The following is a 17,519-nucleotide window of genomic DNA, read 5'->3' as shown; positions in this document are numbered from 1 at the left end:
CTCGGATGACCGGCACGCTTGCCGACGGTGATTTCAAGGTCGCGGATCTGTCGCTCGCCGCGTTCGGCCGTAAGGAGATCGAGCTGGCCGAGCACGAGATGCCCGGTCTGATGGCGTTGCGGGAGGAGTTCGGGAAGGCGCAGCCGCTGCGCGGGGCCCGGATCACCGGTTCGCTGCACATGACGATCCAGACCGCCGTGCTGATCGAGACGCTGACCGCGCTCGGTGCGCAGGTGCGCTGGGCGTCGTGCAACATCTTCTCGACGCAGGATCACGCGGCCGCGGCGATCGTCGTCGGGCGGGACGGGACGCCGGAGGCGCCGAAGGGGGTGCCGGTCTACGCCTGGAAGGGTGAGACGCTCGACGAGTACTGGTGGTGCACCGAAAAGGTCCTGCTCTGGCCGGACGGCGAGGCGCCCAACATGATCCTCGACGACGGCGGTGACGCGACCCTGCTGGTGCACAAGGGTGCCGAGTTCGAGCGGGCCGGTGCGGTGCCGTCGCCGGAGACCGCCGGCTCCGAGGAGTATGCGGTGATCCTGGCCCTGCTCGGGCGCAGTCTCCGGGAGGACGACAAGCGGTGGACCCGCACCGCGGCCGGGATCAAGGGTGTCACCGAGGAGACCACCACCGGCGTGCACCGGCTCTACGAGATGCAGCAGGCCGGGACGCTGCTGTTCCCGGCGATCAACGTCAACGACTCGGTGACGAAATCGAAGTTCGACAACAAGTACGGCTGCCGGCACTCGCTCATCGACGGCATCAACCGGGCCACCGACGTGCTGATCGGCGGCAAGGTGGCGGTCGTGTTCGGGTACGGGGACGTGGGCAAGGGCTGTGCGGAGTCGCTGCGCGGGCAGGGCGCCCGGGTGATCGTCACCGAGGTGGACCCGATCTGCGCGCTCCAGGCCGCGATGGACGGCTACCAGGTGGCGACGATCGACGACGTCGTGGAGTACGCCGACATCTTCATCACGGCGACCGGATGCTTCGACGTGATCACCCACGAGCACATGGCCCGGATGAAGCACCAGGCCATCGTCGGCAACATCGGGCACTTCGACAACGAGATCGACATGGCCGGGCTGCAGCGCCGAACCGATGTAGCGAAGGTCACCATCAAGCCGCAGGTCGACGAGTGGAGGTTCGACGACGGCCACTCGATCATCGTGCTGTCCGAGGGCCGCCTGCTGAACCTCGGCAACGCCACCGGGCACCCGTCGTTCGTGATGAGCAACAGCTTCTCGAACCAGACGATCGCGCAGATCGAGCTGTTCACGAAGACCGCGGAGTACCCCGTCGGGGTGTATGTGCTGCCGAAGAAGCTGGACGAGAAGGTGGCCCGGTTGCACCTCGGCGCACTCGGCGTGAGGTTGACCGAACTGACCAAGGAGCAGGCCGCATACCTCGGTGTCGCGGTCGAGGGACCCTTCAAACCGGACCACTACCGCTACTGAAGACCGGTGTGCAAGTTGCATCGAGGGGCCGCCGCGTCGATATGGTGGCCACGTGGCGAGGCCGACGTCGACAGCACGCCGGGAGCTGGGCGGTGAACTGCGCCGGCTCCGCGGTGAGCGTCGTGCTGTCGACGTCGCGACCGCCCTCGGATGGTCCGAGTCGAAACTGAGCCGGATCGAGACCGCGCACACCGGCATCAGCGAGCCCGACCTGGACCGGTTGCTCACCCTCTACGGCGTCGCGGTGGAGGATCGGGGGCGGCTGCGCGACCTGGCCCGGCGCGGGCGGGCACGGGCCTGGTGGACGCCGTACCGGTCGTCGGTCCCGGACCCCTACGACGAGTACCTGGCGCTGGAGTCCGAGGCGGTCCAGATCTTCGAGTGGGAGGCGCAGGTGGTCCCGGGCCTGCTGCAGACCGACGAGTACGCACGGGCAGTGATCGAGACCGGCGCGGACATCGACGACTCGGCGATCATCCAGCGACGCCTCGCGCTGCGGATGGGCCGGCAGAACACGATGAGCCGGGTGCCGCCGCCTTCGTTGCGGATCGTCATCGACGAGGGCGTCCTGCTGCGCCAGATCGGCGGGCCGGCCGTGCAGCGGCGCCAGTTGAGCCGCCTCTACGAGGCGAGCAGCCGGCCCGGAGTCGAGTTGCTGATCCTCCCTTTTGAGGCGGGCGCGCACGCCGGGCTGATCGAGTCGTTCATGGTCCTGGAGTTCGCGCCCGGCACCCGGTCTCCGGTGGTGCACATCGAAGGGCTGACCGGCGGCCTCTTCCGGGTGAAGCCGGAGGAGATCGACGTGTACCGCGACGCCTTCGATGACCTGCAGGAACGCTCATTGTCGCCAGAAGAGAGCCGAACGGCCATCGCTGAGACGAGGGATCGGATCGGTCGTTGACTCCTCGACGTGGGGTCCAATGGAGAAGCATTCCACGTCAAGGGAGACCATCATGCAGGACACCACGCTGACCTGGCGCAAGAGTAGCCGCAGTGGCGCTGCCGGGCACTGTGTCGAAGTCGCCGAGGCACCGGCCACGGTGCTGGTGCGCGACTCGAAGGACGTCACCGGCCCGGTGCTCAGCTTCGGCGCCCGGGACTGGACCGGCTTCATCGCAGGGGTTCGTGCAGGGGAGTTCGACCGGCCCGGCATGTGATCGCTGATCGCGTGCCACGGGCGGTCCCGGACCGGGGCCGCCCGTTTTTCTCTCTCCGGAGACAGGTTCCCGGGCAAGATCGGCCCCCAGGTAGCGCAAAGTCCCGGAGGACAGTGCAATATTGGACCGCATGAGAGCCCGGGTACTGGTCGTCGATGACGACCCAGCGTTGGCCGAGATGCTCGGCATCGTTCTGCGCAGCGAAGGCTTCCTTCCGTCCTTCGTAGCTGACGGTGAGCGGGCCCTGGCCGCCTTCCGGGAGAACCGTCCGGACATCGTGTTGCTCGACCTGATGCTGCCGGGGATGAGCGGCATCGACGTGGCCCGCGCGATCCGGGCCGAGTCGGGCGTCCCGATAGTCATGCTGACCGCCAAGAGCGACACGGTGGACGTGGTGCTCGGCCTGGAGTCCGGCGCCGACGACTACGTGGTCAAGCCGTTCAAGCCCAAGGAGCTGGTGGCCCGGATGCGGGCCCGCCTGCGCCGGGGCGAGGACGCCGCGCCGGAGATGCTGACCATAGGGCCTCCGGGGAACCAGATCACCATCGACGTACCGGCGCACACCGTGTCCCGGGACGGCGAGGAGGTGAAACTGACGCCGTTGGAGTTCGATCTGCTGGTCGCGCTCGCCCGCAAGCCGCGTCAGGTGTTCACCCGCGAGGTTCTGCTGGAGCAGGTCTGGGGTTACCGGCACGCCGCCGACACCCGCCTGGTCAACGTCCACGTGCAGCGGCTGCGCGCCAAGATCGAGCCGGATCCGGAGCGGCCGGAGATCATCCTGACGGTCCGTGGTGTCGGCTACAAGGCGGGCACCGGCTGATCGTCCGGAGCGGCTAACCTTGCCGCGAGATGCGTGCTCCTGCCTGGCTCCCCATGCCCGTGCGCCGTGCCCTGCGACTGGTGCGGCGTTATTGGCGCGTGCTGGTCCGATATGCGACGAGATATACGGCGCCGGTTCGGCGGGCCTGGCGCCGGTCGCTCCAGCTGCGGGTGGTGGCGATCACTCTGGTCGCCTCCAGCCTGCTGGTCGGCACGTTCGGCTGGTTCATCGCCGACCGCAGCGCCGAGATCCTGCTCAGCCGGGCCGAGGACGAGGCGCGTTCGGCGCTGACCACCAAGGTGGAGTTCGCGAGGAAACAGCTCTCCCTCTACCCGCAGGCACGTGACCCGGAGCTGCAGAGCGGGCTGGAGGAGCTGGTCAACGCCCTCTTCGACGGTGACCCGGCCGACCCCGGCAGCGCGGTGATCTCGATCCGTGCCGAGGGCTGGCCCAACCTCAGAGCGGTCGCCGTGCGCCCGGTCGACACCCGCGACCTGATCACCCCGGAGATGATCCGGGCGGTCTCCGGTGACGGCGGCGGCGTCAGCAAACAGATCCGGACCGCCGAGATCGAGGGCGAGACGATCAAATTCCTGGTGTACGGGTCACCGGTCACCACCAGATTCGGCCAGGTCGAGCTCTACTACATGGTTCCGCTCACCAGCGAGGACCAGGACGCGAACCTGATGCGGACCACCGTGCTGGCCACCGGCCTGGCCCTGGTGATCCTGCTCGGTGTGGTGGCAGGCCTGGTCACCCGGCTGGTCGTCACTCCGGTCCGGGTCGCCGCCCGGACCGCCCAGCGCCTCTCGGCCGGCCTGCTCGACCAGCGGATGAAGGTCGACGGTGAGGACGACCTGGCCCTGCTCGCGGCCGCGTTCAACCAGATGGCGGCGAACCTGCAGCGGCAGATCGTCCGGCTCGAGGAGATGTCCCGGCTGCAGCGCCGGTTCACCTCGGACGTGTCGCACGAGTTGCGTACGCCGCTGACCACCGTCCGGATGGCCGCCGACCTGATCTTCTCCGAGCGCGACGAGTTCGACCCGGCGGTGGCGCGCAGCGCCGAGCTGCTCCAGGCCGAGCTGGACCGGTTCGAGGAGCTGCTCACCGACCTGCTGGAGATCAGCCGGTTCGACGCCGGTTTCGCCGCCCTCGACGCCGAGCACACCGACCTGGTCCCGATCGTCGAGCGGGTGGCCGAGCGGCTGGCCGGCCTGGCCGAGCGGGTCGGTGTGGAGATCCAGCTGAACCTGCCGGACACGCCGGTGATCGCCGAGGTCGACCCGCGGCGGGTGGAGCGGGTGCTGCGTAACCTGGTGGGTAACGCGGTCGAGCACGCCGAGGCGAAACCGGTGCAGGTCACCCTGGCCACCGACGACGCGGCGGTGGCGATCACCGTGCGCGACCACGGGATCGGTCTGAAACCGGGTGAGGAGCGCCTGGTCTTCAACCGGTTCTGGCGGGCCGATCCGTCCCGGGCCCGGCAGACCGGCGGTACCGGCCTCGGCCTGTCGATCAGCGTGGAGGACGCGCGGCTGCACGGCGGCTGGCTGGAGGCGTGGGGATCGCCCGGTGAGGGTGCCCAGTTCCGGCTGACGCTGCCGGTGCGGGCCGGCGACCGTCTGGTGGCCGCGCCGCTGCCGTTGATCCCGCGTGACCGCAACGTGGAGGTGAGCTGATGGTCCGTCGTGTCCTGGCCTGCACGGCCGTCGCCGCGCTGCTGCTCACCGGCGGCTGCGGCATTCCCGACAACTCGGACGTCACCGTGGTCGGTCCCGGCCCGTCCACCGGCACCTCCCTCGGCGAGGGCGGCCTGCGCAGCCGGATCACCCGTGACCTGACCAGCGATCGCCGGCAGTTCGCCCTCAACTACCTGCGCGCGGCCGCGGGGGAGTACGACGGGACCCTCGACCGGGTCAAGGAGTTCATGGCGGCGAGCGCGCGGGACAATTTCAACCCGCCCGCCGCGCCGCGGGTGATCCGTCTGATCGACGAGCCCCTGGTCGACTCGACCACCGACCGGGTCGAGCTGTCCTACCAGCTGCTCGGCACGCTGGGGAAGAACGGGTTGCTCGAGCCGTCACCGGAGAAGGTCGAGGGTAAGTACGAGCTGGTCCTCGGCGAGGTCACCGGCGAGGGGCTCTACGTGGTCCAGGCGCCGCCGTTCCTGCTGCTCAGCGATACCGCTCTGACGGAGTACTACGAAGAGCGCACGATCTACTTCTGGAACACCGACCGGACCGGCCTGGTCCCGGACATCCGCTACCTGCTGCGTGACGTGCCGATCGAGCAGGAGCCGACGATCATCCTGAACTGGTTGATCGGCGGTCCCGCCCCGTGGCTGCAGGACGCCGTGGAGCCCCTGCCGGACGGCACCAAGCTGGAGAACCGGGTGCCGGCGATCGACAACGACCGGCTCCAGGTCAAACTGAGCGCGCAGGCGGTGCCGACCGAGGGCGCGGTCGAGGCCATGGAGCGTCTGCGCATCCAGCTGCAGTGGTCGCTGCGGAGCCTGCTGCCGGAGTTCCTGGACCTGACGGTCGGCCACCAGCAGCTCCGGAGCTACTCCGGTGAGGACTTCGTGACGAGCAACCCGGCGAGCCGTCTGGTGCCCAACCCGGAACGCTATGTGATCTACGACCACACCATCCGGCGCCTGGTGGAGGCGACCCGGCCGACCTCGGACACGGTGCCCGGCATCGCGCCGGACGACAACAAGGACGTCTCGCGCGCCGCCCTCACCACCTCCGGGACGCACCTGTTCGCCGCCCTGGTCACCGGCTCGGGCAAGAACGAGCGGTTGCGCGTGGGCAGCGCGGAGATCGGTGAGACGGCGGAGCTGAAAGAGATCCCGGGGCTGCCGGAGGGCCCGGGTAACCCGGTCTGGGCGATCACCCCGGACAGCAACGTCGACGGTGCGGTCGGTCTGGTCATCGCGGGTGGCCGACTCTGGCGGTTCCGGGCGCAGGGCGGCCCGGCGCTGGAGGTCTCCTCCCCGGGGGCGACCGGCGCGATCACGGCGATCACGGTGGCTCCGGACGGGCACCGGGTGGCCCTGGTCGTCGGCGGACGGCTCTATCGGGCGGTCCTCAACGTCAGCGGCGACGGGCTGGCCCTCACCGGGCTCCAGCAGGTGTTCTCCCCGCTGACGTCGATCACCGCGGCGGACTTCAGCGGTGAGGGCTGGCTGGCGGTGTCCGGTGTGCAGCGTGACAACGACCGGACGTCGATCATCTACACGTCGATCGACGGCGCACTCCAGTCGCCGGTGCTCGCGGACATGGGCCGGGAGGTGGTCACCTACCTCACCTCCTATCCGGCCAACCCGCTGACCCGGCGCAACAGTGTCGGCTCGGTGCTCTACTCGACCGCTCCGGGGCCGAACGCCTGGGAGGCGCTGTCGTCACCGGTGCAGATCCAGGCGAAGGATCTGGCCGGGCCGACCGGTGAGCCGCGACCCGAATTGGTGCCCGGGGCGCCGTTCTTCCTGAACTGACATGGTCCTCTCCGAACTGGCCGATCTCGTGCTGCCCGGCGCCTGCGCGGGTTGCGGGGCGGAGCGGGTGCGGCTCACCTACGGCACGTGCGCGGCGTGTGTGGCGGCGCTGGAGTCGCTGCGGCCGCGTCCGGCCCTGCCGAGCCCGCCGCCGCCCGGTTTTCCGGACTGCGTGACGGTCGGGGCCTACTCCGGGGCGTTGCGGGGCGCGCTGCTGGCGTACAAGGAGAAAGGCCGGCACCGTCTCGCCCGGCCGCTCGGCACCCTGCTCGCCGGTGCGGTGGCGGCGCTCGCGCCGCGCGACCGCCCGGTGACCCTGATCCCGGTCCCGTCGACGGCTGCGGCCCGCCGGGAGCGGTACGGCGACCACATGGCCCGTCTCGCCGACCATGCGGCCCGCCGGTTGCGGGCCGCGGGCTACCGGGTGAACGTCGTGCAGCCGCTTCGTGCACTGCCCCGCCCTGACTCAACGTCACTGGAAGCATCCGAACGGGCGACCGTAGCTGTCAATTCGCTGCGAATGATGCCTCGTATGAGCAATCCCCTACGCGACGGAAGATCCCGAGGCACGCTTGTGGTGGCGGATGACATCGTCACCACCGGCGCCACCTTGGCGGCGGTGGCACGCCGGCTAGAGGAGGCGGACATGCAGGTCACAGGTGCCGCGGTGCTCGCAGCGACAGAGTTGCGCAAGATCCGCCCCGGCAATTGCCTGTGATCGTGCCCCGGGTTGCCGATAGAGCCGAAGGTCAGCCTTCCGGTATCCCGAACGAGGGGTGACTGGCGGGCATAGGCGGGTTAGCGTCTAGGTGACGAGGGCAAGGAATCGGACTCGCCCGCCACCGGGAGCGCACTCAGCCGCACCGGAAAGGAGTCGTCTCACTCTCAGAGCCGCGTCTGACGTCTGATCGCGACGCGGCGTTTTTCACCCAGCTGCCGGGTGCGCCGCGAATCGGCGCCCGCAGCACCAACGTTGGGGGAGGTCACGAGTGGACATTGTCGTCAAGGGCCGCAACGTAGAGGTTCCCGACCACTATCGAGAGCATGTCGCCGACAAGCTGAGCAAGGTCGAACGATACGACCAGAAGCTGATGAGGGCGGACGTGGAGCTCTTCCACGAACGCAATCCGCGACAGTCCGACACCTGCCAGCGGGTCGAGATCACCGTCATGACCAAGGGTCCGGTGGTACGCGCCGAGGCCCAGGCACAGGATTTCTACGCAGCCCTGGACTGCGCCATCAACAAACTCGACGCCCGGCTGCGCCGCTCCGCCGACCGGCGCCGGGTGCATCGCGGACGGCACGCGCCGGTCTCCGTCGCCGCGGCCACCGCCAATCTCCCCACCGACCTGACGCACGGTCGCACCGCGACGCTGACCGAGCCGGTCCTCGACACCGAGCCGACCGAGCACGACGAGGACCAGCCGTGGCGGATCGTGCGGGAGAAGGAGCACTCGGCCGAGCCGATGACCGTCGACGACGCTCTCTTCCAGATGGAGCTCGTCGGCCACGACTTCTATCTGTTCCATGACAAGGACAGCGGGCGGCCCAGTGTGGTCTACCGACGCCGGGGTTACGACTACGGCATCCTCAGCCTAGGCATGTGAGGTTCCTCCGCCGGAGGCCTGTGCGAGCAGGTCTCCGGCGAGGAGCACGAACTGGACGTCGTCGGTGCGCGTGCCGTCCGGACCGGGCAGGCGCGAGCGCAGGTAGGCCTCGCGCGTGAAGCCGGCCTTCTCCAGCACCCGCTGGGATCCGGCGTTCGTCGGGAGCGTCCCGGCGATCAGGCGCGCGATGCCCGTCTCGGCGAAGGCCCACAGGGCGAGCAACTGCGCGGCGCGCGAGGCGAAACCCCTTTTCCGGTACGCCGGGAGCATGCTGTAGCCGATCATGGCCTGACCGGTGGGTGGCTCCTGGTAATACAGGTCGATCTCGCCGGCCCGCGCCCCGGTCGCCGTGTCGAGGATGACGAGGTCGGCCCGGTTGCCGGCCAGCCAGTGCGCCTGCGCCCGGAGACAGCGGCGCTGGATCTCGGCGGCCGGTTTCGGCTCGGGCGGCACGCTGGTGGCGATGACGTCGGGCACGTTGTGCAGCTCGGTGTAGAAGTCGACGTCCTGCTCGCCGAGCGGGCGCAGCGTGATCACGCCGTCGGACAGCTCACCGCCGGGCAGGTCGGGCAGCAGCCGCGGAGCCGGGCCCTCCGGGTCGCCGGCCAGCCGGGACCAGACGATCAGCTCGGGATCGCCACGGCGGACGCCCTCCCGGGTGTAGCCGGCCGCCAGGGCGACACGCTGGGCCGCCGGGTTGTCCCACGCGGTCCGCATCTCCAGCCGGTCACGCCGGGTCAGTGTCGCGCGGCTGAACTCGCGAACCGCCGCGGTGGCCACACCGCGCCGCCGGGCAGCCGGCACCACCTCGAAGGTCAGGATCCCGTGTTCGAGACCGATACGACCGAGAACCTTGCCGGTGTGCTCGTCGATGATCGCGTCGCCACGGAAGCGGACTCCGCTGCCGGCACCCGCGTCCTCGACCCGTACTTCGGTGTTCTGATCCACGTGGCCATCCTCTCCGGGACGCGCCCGGCCGCCAAACACGTTTCCGACGCGTCGAGGACTGCGCTGTCAGCGAACTTCATGGAATCTTTCGCCCTGTTTGCGAGTTTCACCGGAGGCCAGGGTCACAGGTGCCGGGCGAAGGTGCCTACGATGGTTCGGCAGACTGTCTAGGGGAGCGTTGACCCGTGTCGATTTTGGAAAAGATTCTTCGCGCCGGCGAAGGCCGCATGGTGCGACGGCTCAAGGCGATCGCGGACGCGGTCAATTCGATCGAGGACGACTATGTCGACCTCACCGATGACGAGTTGCGCGACTGCACCCAGCAGTTCAAGGAGCGCTATGAGGAGGGCGAGTCCCTCGACTCGTTGCTCCCGGAGGCCTTCGCGGTGGCCCGTGAGGGTGCCAAGCGTGTGCTCGGCCAGCGGGCCTACGACGTCCAGCTGATGGGCGGCGCCGCACTGCACTTCGGCAACATCCCGGAGATGAAGACCGGTGAGGGTAAGACCCTGACCGGTGTGTTCCCGGCCTACCTCAACGCGTTGAGCGGCAAGGGCGTGCACATCATCACGGTCAACGACTACCTCGCCCAGCGTGACGCCGAGTGGGTCGGCCGGGTGCACGTGTTCCTCGGCCTCACCGTCGGCGTGATCCTGCCGAACCGGCCGTCCGCCGAGCACCGTGCCGCCTACCAGTGCGACATCACGTATGGGACGAACAACGAGTTCGGCTTCGACTACCTGCGCGACAACATGGCGTGGTCGAGGGACGAGCGGGTGCAGCGCGGCCACAACTTCGCGATCGTCGACGAGGTGGACTCGATCCTCATCGACGAGGCGCGGACCCCGCTGATCATCTCCGGCCCGGCCGAGCACTCGCAGCGGTGGTATGGCGAGTTCGCCCAGATCGTCGCCCGCCTGCAGGCCGGCAAGGACGGCGAGGGCGACTACGAGGTCGACGTGGCCAAGCGGACCATCGCGGTCACCGAGCGCGGCGTCGCCCGGGTCGAGGACCGGATCGGCATCGACAATCTGTACGAGTCGGTGAACACCCCGCTGGTCGGGTATCTGAACAACGCCATCAAGGCCAAGGAGCTCTACAAGCGCGACAAGGACTACATCGTCAGCCCCGAGGGCGAGGTCCTGATCGTCGACGAGTTCACCGGCCGCATCCTGCACGGCCGCCGCTACAACGAGGGCATGCACCAGGCCATCGAGGCGAAGGAGGGGGTGGAGGTCAAGCAGGAGAACCAGACCCTGGCGACCGTCACCCTGCAGAACTACTTCCGCCTCTACGAGAAGCTCGGCGGCATGACCGGTACGGCGCAGACCGAGGCCGGCGAGTTCAACAGCGTCTACAAGGTCGGCGTCGTGACCATCCCGACGCACCGCCCGATGGTCCGGATCGACCACCCGGACGTCATCTACAAGACCGAGAAGGCCAAGTTCAACGCGGTCATCGAGGACATCGCCGAGCGGCACGCGACCGGTCAGCCGGTCCTCGTCGGCACCGTCTCCGTGGAGAACTCGGAGATCCTCTCCACCCTGCTGCGCCGCCGCGGCATCCCGCACAGCGTGCTGAACGCGAAGTTCCACGCGCAGGAGGCCACGATCATCGCGCAGGCCGGGCGGAAGGGCGCGGTCACCGTCGCGACCAACATGGCCGGTCGTGGCACCGACATCCTGCTCGGCGGCAACGCTGACTTCACCGCGGCGGCCGAGCTGCGTCAGCGTGGCCTCGACCCGGTGGAGGACCCGGAGGAGTACGCGAAGGCACTGGAGGACATCCTCCCGACCGTCAAGCGGGCCACCGAGCAGGAGGCCGCCGAGGTGCAGGCCGCCGGTGGTCTCTACGTGCTCGGCACCGAGCGCCACGACTCCCGCCGCATCGACAACCAGCTGCGCGGCCGGTCCGGCCGTCAGGGTGACCCGGGCGAGTCCCGGTTCTACCTGTCGCTTCAGGATGACCTGATGAAGCGGTTCCGGGCGGGTGCCGTCGAGGCGGTCATGGAGCGCTTCAACATCCCCGAGGACGTTCCCATCGAGTCGAAGATGGTGAGCAAGCAGATCCGCAACGCGCAGACCCAGATCGAGGCGCAGAACGCGGAGATCCGGAAGAACGTCCTCAAGTACGACGAGGTGATGAACAAGCAGCGGCAGGTCGTCTACGCCGAGCGCAAGCGCGTGCTCGACGGCGAGGACATGCACGAGCAGGTCACCCACATGATCGACGACGTGGTGGCCGACTACGTGAACGCCGCGACCGCCGACGGGTTCGCCGAGGACTGGGACCTCGACGACCTGTGGACCAACCTGAAGCGGCTCTACCCGATCACCCTCACGATCGACGACATCGTCGAGGAGTCCGGTGGCGAGCGGAACACGCTCGACCAGGAGTTCCTGCTCGTCCAGTTGAAGCAGGACGCGCAGGCCGCCTACGAGGCCCGCGAGGAGGAGCTCGGCTCCGAGGCGATCCGTGAGCTGGAGCGCCAGGTGCTGCTCTCGGTCATCGACCGCAAGTGGCGTGAGCACCTCTACGAGATGGACTACCTGCAGGAGGGCATCTCCCTGCGGGCCTACGCGCAGCGCGACCCGGTCGTGGAGTACCAGCGCGAGGGCTTCGACATGTTCAACCAGATGATGGAGGGCATCAAGGAGGAGGCCGTCGGTCTCGTCTTCAACCTGGAGGTCCAGGTCGAGGAGGCGCCGCCGCCGGTCACCCTGGACCCGAGCCAGGCCTTCGAGCTGCCGCGCGTCGGCGAGGTGCCGGACGACGAGCCCGAGCGGGTCGAGGTGCACGCCAAGGGCCTCAACACGCCGAGCCGCCCGCAGAACCTGCAGTACACGGCTCCGACGATCGACGGTGAGGCCGGCACGGGCCGCGCGCAGGTCCAGCCCGAGCCGCCGGTCGCGATCGGCCCGGGCGGCTCGCCCGTCCCGGCGAGCCCGGCGCACACCACGGCCCGCGCGGCTGCGAGCCGGTCGGCCTCCGGCCAGTCGGAGTCGAACGGACCGTCCCGCAACGCGCCGTGCTACTGCGGTTCGGGCAAGAAGTACAAGCGCTGCCACGGGGCGCCCGGAGCGGTCTGACGATCCCGACGACACGGCCCGTGCGGTCCGGCCTCGCAGCCGGCTCGCACGGGCCGTGTCGCATGGCGCCGCTTTCCCGCGGTGGCGTCTTCCCGCGGTGGCGTCTTCCCGCGGTGGCGTCTTCCCGCGGTGCCGTCTTCCCGCGGTGCCGTTTCCCGTGGTGTCGCTTTCCCGCGGTGCCGCTGGCCTTCCCGCCGGGCTCTCTCGACGGGGTGGGTCAGATGACCAGCAAGGTGGTTGCGGACCAGGTCTGCTGGTGCAGTTCGAGACGGAAGGCCATCGCCCAGGTGCGGTCGCCGGTGACCAGGGTGACCGCCGCCTCGACCGCGCCGGCCCGGGGTTCGCACAACCGCACCTTGATCACGCCGACCGGAGGCCGTCGGGCCGTCGGCTGCCGGACCCGCCGCAGGTCGGCTGCCCGCCGCGCGCCGGCCAACCCCTGCGCGACCACATCGGCCGCGTGGGACGGCAGCGCCAGTTGGCGCAGGTGAGCGGCCGGCCGGAATCCGTTGAGGACCTCGACGCAGAGCCGGACGAACCGGCGGACCGCGAGCTTGGCGTCACCGGAGGCGCCGGCCACGACCGGTGGCTCGGCGGCGGGCGGGGCGGGCGCCGCTGGGCCGTCGGCCGGCCACTCCAGGGTCAGCTGCCGCGACGACGTCCACACCTGTGGTGTCGCCTCGTCGTCGAACGGGGGTTCATACCGGGGAACCGGGCGCAGGCGGATCGCCGCCCGGGACCCGGTGGGTGCCATCTCGACCGCCGAGCGCATCGCCACCGCCAATTCTTGCGTTTGGCTTCGTTTACCTTCGATAGCGTCGAGTCTTGCTCAGTGACGGTTGTGGCGGCAAGCGCCGGTCATCGATCCGGGAAGAGGAACAAAAGCCGCCTGACGGTCAATCCGCCTCGCGCTCGGCCAACGGATTGTCACGGACCCACGCGGCGGTCTCCGCATACTTACCCGCGATGTATTCCTCCAGCTTGGCGCGCTCGACACGCCACTGCCCGCGGCCACCGACCTTGATCGCGGGCAGCTCGCCGCTGCGGACCATGTGGTAGACCTGCGAATCCGAGACGTTGAGCTCGGCCGCCACGTCGGACAGCAGCAGGAAGCGGGGCTCCGGCACGGCAATCTCCTCACGTTGGCTTCAGTTTGCCACCGTTTGCTGTTGCCCACCCATCTCGGCCCCGGACCGCCCCGATCCGGAGACGCCTGGTGGAATGGTGCGTTCCCGGTCGGTGCGGACGGTGTACTGTCCGGGACCGCAGAAGGCGCCGCGTGCAGGAGGAAGACGTGCCGATCACCGATCTGGTCCGGGTTTACGTACCGGCCACGCTGCCGATGCTCGCCGCGCTGCGGACCGACGGGCGGCTCGGCGACCAGACGACGGTCGCGCACGCGGTGACGCCCGCGCTCCGCGAGTGGTATGCGGAGGGCGACGAGGAGGAGCTGGAGTACGTCGCGTTCACCCGCGCCGCACAGGGTGCCCTCCAGCTGTTGCGCCATGACCCGGCCGCGCCGCGCCGGCGGGTCGTCGTCTCCGCCGATGTGCCGGCCTCGAGCCTGATCCGCGAGGAGACCGAGCTGGGGTCGAGCACGGTGCGCCTGCCGCAGCCGGTGAGCCTGGCCGAGGTGGCCAGCATCCACGTCGACGGCACCGACGCCGAGGAGGCGATCGCGGAGGCCGCCGGAGTGGTCGAGGAGGCTCTGGCCGGCGACCCGGACGCCCAGTTCACCGTCGACGGCGCCGAGGATCACGAGCTGGAGTGGTACGCCGTCTCCGAGCTGGACGAACTCCTCTGACGCCGCTGCCGGCAGCGATCTCGTCGCCGGCCTAGACAGCCTTGTCGGCCGGGGCGTCCTCGGGGGTCGCGGTGGCGTCGTCGGCCGGGTCGGCGTCGTCGGGCGGTGAACCCAGCGTCCGGCCGACCGCGAAGATCGCGGTGAGGGTGCCGGCGAAGAGGACGATCAGCGCGTTGTTGAGCCGGGCCGTGCTGAGCAGGTCCTGCACCGTCCGCTCCAGCTCACTGACCTTGCCGGCGAGCTCCAGCACCTCAGCCCCGGCGGTGCGCGACAGCAGCTCGCCGATCACCAGCAGGAGGCCGGGGCCGGCACCGGCCAGCGCATACATCGGCCAGCGGACGTCCGTACCGGCGCGGCGCAGCAGCAGGTAGGAGATGAGCCCGGCGGCGAGCCCGCTGAGGGCGGCCTGACTGTACGAGAACCACTGTGCCGCGTTGGCGGACGACGCGGTGTCGCCCGCACCGAAGGCGCTGAGCACCGGCTCCTGGAAGAGGTTGAGCACGAATCCGATCAGGAAGACCCCGACCGCCGCGGCCGCCGTCGCCGCGATCACCCGGGGGATCCGCAGCCCGGCCAGTGCGCCACCGATGGTCGCCGCCGCCGCGACGGTGCCACCGACCGCGGCGTAGATGGTGCCGAGCGTGTTGATCGTGATGATCGGCAGGGCGCTGGCCACGCCGACGAGCAGACCGGACCCGGTGGCCACGGCGAACCGGGCGGTCGCGCCGAGCGACCACCGTCCGCCGATCAGGGAGAGCACCAGCAGGGCCACGGCCGCGCCGGCGACCAGGTCGGCGGAGACCGCGCCGGGCAACGCGTACGCCGTGGAGGTCACCTCCATCGCCGCGTCCGCGCGGCTGGTGATGCTGGCCCGGGCCGACCAGAGCATCGCGGCGGTCCACCCCACGGCGGCCACCGCGAGCAGCGCCGCGGTGAGCCGGGACTCCTCGACGCTCTCCGGGGCGGTCTGGCGCTCAGTCATGGGGCTCAGGGTAACCGGCGTGCCCGTGGAGACCCGACCGGCCGTCCGGTGAGGTGCGACGATGGACCGTTGCCCGCCGGCGGAGGCCTGGAACGGGTGGCGCTATTCGCACATGGAGGGACCGTGGGCGGTAAGCGCCGATTGTCTGGTTTTGCATGGCGAATCGCGGGGTTTCGCGCCTTTCCTGCCCGCAACGTGTCGAGTGACCGTTTATCTGCGCCATATTACCTGGTCAACGCGCTTTACAAGCCCGAAACGCCCGATCCGGACGCTCGTTGTCGGACTGTCTGTGCGGGACAGTCGTTTGTGGAGGCGCAAACTGGACGGATCGGGCTAAATCCTGGACGGGGGCGCGACAAAGTGGCAGCTTATTAGGCATGCCCGACTTCCAAATCAATCCGACGGCGGCTGCTCTTCTCGGCCTCCTCCACGAGGGGGCGATGACCGGCGGTCAGCTGATGGCGGCTGCCGAACGCCGCCTCGGGCCCTATTGGTCGATGACGCGGAGCCAGGTCTACCGCGAACTGCCCGTACTGGCCGAAATGGGGTACGTCCGCCTCGGAAAGCCGGGTCCTCGATCCAGTCAGCCCTACGCCATCACCGCGTCCGGGAAACGCGCCTTCACCCGGTGGCTCGCCGAGTCGCCCGGGCGGGACGCCCTGCGTAATCCGGTCGCTCTCCGCGTCGCCTTCGGTCAGCAGCACAGCGGCGACCAGCTGGAGACGCTCTACACCCATGCCAACCAGTACCACTCCGAAGCTATGGCGATGGCGAAGGAGCAGGCCAAGGAGGCCAAGAAGAACGGTGACCCGTTCGGCGCGGCGGCGCTGGAGTTCGCGGTCGCCTATCACAAGGCCGCACTCACCTGGCTCAAGGCCGCTCCGACGAGTTGAACCGACCGCCCCGGCCAGCAATCTGGCCGGGCGGCGTAGTCTTGAGTGTCGTGACCGCTGCCGACTTTCCCGAGCAACTGAAGGCCCTCGACGCGACCCTGCGCAACATCGAGAACGTCCTGGACGTCGACAAGCTGCGCCGGGACAAGGCGGACCTCGAGGAGCAGGCCTCCGCGCCGGACCTCTGGGACGACCAGGCCCGCGCGCAGGAGGTCAACAGCCGTCTGGCGTACGTCTCCGGTGAGATCTCCAAGCTGGAGCGCCTGCGTTCCCGCCTCGACGACGCCGGGGTGCTCCTCGAGCTGGCCGAGGCCGAGGGCGACGCCGGCTCGCTCGCCGAGGTCGGCGACGAGCTCGCCACCCTGACCAAGGCGGTCGAGGAGATGGAGGTCCGCACCCTCCTCTCCGGGGAGTACGACTCCCGCGAGGCGCTCGTCGCCATCCGGGCCGGGGCGGGTGGCGTGGACGCCGCCGACTTCGCCGAGATGCTGATGCGGATGTATCTGCGCTGGGCCGAGCGCCACGGCTATCCGACCGAGGTCTACGACACCTCCTACGCGGAGGAGGCGGGTCTCAAGTCCGCCACCTTCACCGTCAAGGTGCCGTATGCCTACGGCACCCTCGGCGTCGAGTCGGGCACCCACCGCCTGGTGCGGATCAGCCCGTTCGACAACCAGGGTCGCCGTCAGACCAGCTTCGCCAGTGTCGAGGTGATGCCGGTCGTCGAGCAGACCGACAGCATCGACATCCCGGAGAACGAGATCCGGACCGACGTCTACCGCTCCTCCGGTCCCGGTGGGCAGAGCGTCAACACCACCGACTCGGCGGTCCGGCTGACCCACATCCCGACCGGCATCGTGGCCTCCTGCCAGAATGAGAAGTCGCAGCTGCAGAACAAGGCGGCCGCCCTGCGCGTGCTCCAGGCCCGGCTCCTGGAGCGCAAACGCCAGGAGGAGGCGGCCAAGATGGCCGATCTCAAGCAGGACACCACCGGATCGTGGGGCGACCAGATGCGTTCGTACGTCCTCCACCCGTACCAAATGGTGAAGGATCTGCGTACCGAGTTCGAGACCGGTAACCCTTCGTCGGTCTTCGACGGCGATGTGGACGGGTTCATCGAGGCAGGCATCCGTTGGCGCAAGCAGAACCAGATCGCCGGCTGATCCAGGCAGTGACGCAGCGCAACCTGACCTGAACGGTGAGTCAGGCCAGGTTGCGCTCGAATGTGCCGTTACTGCAGCTCGTGAATATTCCCGGCCCCGGCGGGCT

The 17,519-nt window shown here is 69.3% G+C and carries 16 protein-coding genes; 12 read left to right on the top strand and 4 right to left on the bottom strand.

Annotated elements, in window-relative coordinates; translation table 11 throughout:
- Positions 1-5 precede the first annotated feature (5 nt).
- The 8 genes from ahcY (at position 6) to hpf (ending at position 8,537) form a co-directional block, all read left to right on the top strand.
- Positions 6-1,457 carry an adenosylhomocysteinase gene (gene ahcY / locus ACFO0C_RS37910; protein WP_378071616.1) on the top strand — a complete coding sequence of 484 codons (1,452 nt, stop codon included), beginning with the start codon at positions 6-8 and terminating at the stop codon, positions 1,455-1,457.
- A 52-nt stretch (positions 1,458-1,509) separates the two neighbouring features.
- On the top strand, positions 1,510-2,358 hold the full coding sequence (locus ACFO0C_RS37905) for a helix-turn-helix domain-containing protein (protein ID WP_378071615.1): 849 nt from the start codon (positions 1,510-1,512) through the stop codon (positions 2,356-2,358).
- Positions 2,359-2,410: 52 nt separating this feature from the next.
- Positions 2,411-2,614 carry a DUF397 domain-containing protein gene (locus ACFO0C_RS37900; RefSeq protein ID WP_378071614.1) on the top strand — a complete coding sequence of 68 codons (204 nt, stop codon included), beginning with the start codon at positions 2,411-2,413 and terminating at the stop codon, positions 2,612-2,614.
- A gap of 130 nt (positions 2,615-2,744) precedes the next feature.
- Positions 2,745-3,434 (top strand): MtrAB system response regulator MtrA, encoded by a 690-nt coding sequence (gene mtrA / locus ACFO0C_RS37895; protein ID WP_109595320.1) that lies wholly within the window; start codon positions 2,745-2,747, stop codon positions 3,432-3,434.
- Between the two features lie 53 nt (positions 3,435-3,487).
- Positions 3,488-5,113 carry an MtrAB system histidine kinase MtrB gene (gene mtrB / locus ACFO0C_RS37890; RefSeq protein WP_378071613.1) on the top strand — a complete coding sequence of 542 codons (1,626 nt, stop codon included), beginning with the start codon at positions 3,488-3,490 and terminating at the stop codon, positions 5,111-5,113.
- Positions 5,113-6,930, top strand: coding sequence for an LpqB family beta-propeller domain-containing protein (locus ACFO0C_RS37885; RefSeq protein WP_378071612.1), 1,818 nt, complete (start codon positions 5,113-5,115; stop codon positions 6,928-6,930). The genes mtrB and ACFO0C_RS37885 overlap by 1 nt, the downstream gene beginning before the upstream one ends.
- 1 nt (position 6,931) lies before the next feature.
- Positions 6,932-7,648, top strand: coding sequence for a ComF family protein (locus ACFO0C_RS37880; RefSeq protein WP_378071611.1), 717 nt, complete (start codon positions 6,932-6,934; stop codon positions 7,646-7,648).
- Between the two features lie 271 nt (positions 7,649-7,919).
- Entirely contained in the window at positions 7,920-8,537 is a 618-nt protein-coding gene (hpf, locus tag ACFO0C_RS37875) for a ribosome hibernation-promoting factor, HPF/YfiA family (protein ID WP_093618553.1), read from the top strand.
- Here the strand turns inward: hpf and ACFO0C_RS37870 are convergent.
- A complete protein-coding gene (locus tag ACFO0C_RS37870; RefSeq protein ID WP_378071610.1) occupies positions 8,526-9,485 on the bottom strand; it encodes a GNAT family N-acetyltransferase in 960 nt (319 codons plus the stop codon). The two genes, hpf and ACFO0C_RS37870, sit on opposite strands and share 12 nt — an antisense overlap.
- 185 nt (positions 9,486-9,670) lie before the next feature.
- On the opposite strand from ACFO0C_RS37870, the gene secA reads away from it, so the two are divergent.
- Entirely contained in the window at positions 9,671-12,571 is a 2,901-nt protein-coding gene (gene secA / locus ACFO0C_RS37865; RefSeq protein ID WP_449191655.1) for a preprotein translocase subunit SecA, read from the top strand.
- Between the two features lie 217 nt (positions 12,572-12,788).
- Here the strand turns inward: secA and ACFO0C_RS37855 are convergent, their stop codons facing one another.
- Together ACFO0C_RS37855 and ACFO0C_RS37850 are read right to left on the bottom strand one after the other, a co-directional pair.
- Positions 12,789-13,343: an Rv3235 family protein gene (locus ACFO0C_RS37855; RefSeq protein WP_378071705.1), complete on the bottom strand. Its 555-nt coding sequence runs from the start codon at positions 13,341-13,343 to the stop codon at positions 12,789-12,791.
- Between the two features lie 124 nt (positions 13,344-13,467).
- On the bottom strand, positions 13,468-13,698 hold the full coding sequence (locus ACFO0C_RS37850) for a helix-turn-helix transcriptional regulator (protein WP_378071609.1): 231 nt from the start codon (positions 13,696-13,698) through the stop codon (positions 13,468-13,470).
- A gap of 215 nt (positions 13,699-13,913) precedes the next feature.
- On the opposite strand from ACFO0C_RS37850, the gene ACFO0C_RS37845 reads away from it, so the two are divergent.
- Positions 13,914-14,375: a DUF6912 family protein gene (locus ACFO0C_RS37845; RefSeq protein ID WP_378071704.1), complete on the top strand. Its 462-nt coding sequence runs from the start codon at positions 13,914-13,916 to the stop codon at positions 14,373-14,375.
- A 31-nt stretch (positions 14,376-14,406) separates the two neighbouring features.
- Here the strand turns inward: ACFO0C_RS37845 and ACFO0C_RS37840 are convergent, their stop codons facing one another.
- Positions 14,407-15,357, bottom strand: coding sequence for a hypothetical protein (locus ACFO0C_RS37840; RefSeq protein WP_378071608.1), 951 nt, complete (start codon positions 15,355-15,357; stop codon positions 14,407-14,409).
- Between the two features lie 377 nt (positions 15,358-15,734).
- Between ACFO0C_RS37840 and ACFO0C_RS37835 the strand changes: the two genes are divergently transcribed.
- Together ACFO0C_RS37835 and prfB are read left to right on the top strand one after the other, a co-directional pair.
- On the top strand, positions 15,735-16,250 hold the full coding sequence (locus ACFO0C_RS37835) for a PadR family transcriptional regulator (RefSeq protein ID WP_378071607.1): 516 nt from the start codon (positions 15,735-15,737) through the stop codon (positions 16,248-16,250).
- A 50-nt stretch (positions 16,251-16,300) separates the two neighbouring features.
- Entirely contained in the window at positions 16,301-17,413 is a 1,113-nt protein-coding gene (prfB, locus tag ACFO0C_RS37830) for a peptide chain release factor 2 (protein ID WP_378071606.1), read from the top strand.
- Positions 17,414-17,519 lie beyond the last annotated feature (106 nt).

The organism is Actinoplanes subglobosus (genome assembly GCF_042650585.1).
Lineage (GTDB): Bacteria > Actinomycetota > Actinomycetes > Mycobacteriales > Micromonosporaceae > Actinoplanes > Actinoplanes subglobosus.
Note: the sequence above shows the minus strand (reverse complement) of the source record. Positions and strands in the feature narration are given on the sequence as shown.

Excerpts from the sequence above, each read along its gene's own strand:
- ACFO0C_RS37880 (WP_378071611.1), top strand. The coding sequence starts at position 6,932 with ATGGTCCTCTCCGAACTGGCCGATCTCGTGCTGCCCGGCGCCTGCGCG.
- ACFO0C_RS37835 (WP_378071607.1), top strand. The coding sequence starts at position 15,735 with ATGCCCGACTTCCAAATCAATCCGACGGCGGCTGCTCTTCTCGGCCTC.
- ACFO0C_RS37845 (WP_378071704.1), top strand. The coding sequence starts at position 13,914 with ATGCTCGCCGCGCTGCGGACCGACGGGCGGCTCGGCGACCAGACGACG.
- ACFO0C_RS37900 (WP_378071614.1), top strand. The coding sequence starts at position 2,411 with ATGCAGGACACCACGCTGACCTGGCGCAAGAGTAGCCGCAGTGGCGCT.
- mtrB (WP_378071613.1), top strand. The coding sequence starts at position 3,488 with ATGCCCGTGCGCCGTGCCCTGCGACTGGTGCGGCGTTATTGGCGCGTG.
- ACFO0C_RS37840 (WP_378071608.1), bottom strand. The coding sequence starts at position 15,357 with ATGACTGAGCGCCAGACCGCCCCGGAGAGCGTCGAGGAGTCCCGGCTC.
- ACFO0C_RS37885 (WP_378071612.1), top strand. The coding sequence starts at position 5,113 with ATGGTCCGTCGTGTCCTGGCCTGCACGGCCGTCGCCGCGCTGCTGCTC.
- mtrA (WP_109595320.1), top strand. The coding sequence starts at position 2,745 with ATGAGAGCCCGGGTACTGGTCGTCGATGACGACCCAGCGTTGGCCGAG.
- ACFO0C_RS37855 (WP_378071705.1), bottom strand. The coding sequence starts at position 13,343 with ATGCGCTCGGCGGTCGAGATGGCACCCACCGGGTCCCGGGCGGCGATC.
- ahcY (WP_378071616.1), top strand. The coding sequence starts at position 6 with ATGACCGGCACGCTTGCCGACGGTGATTTCAAGGTCGCGGATCTGTCG.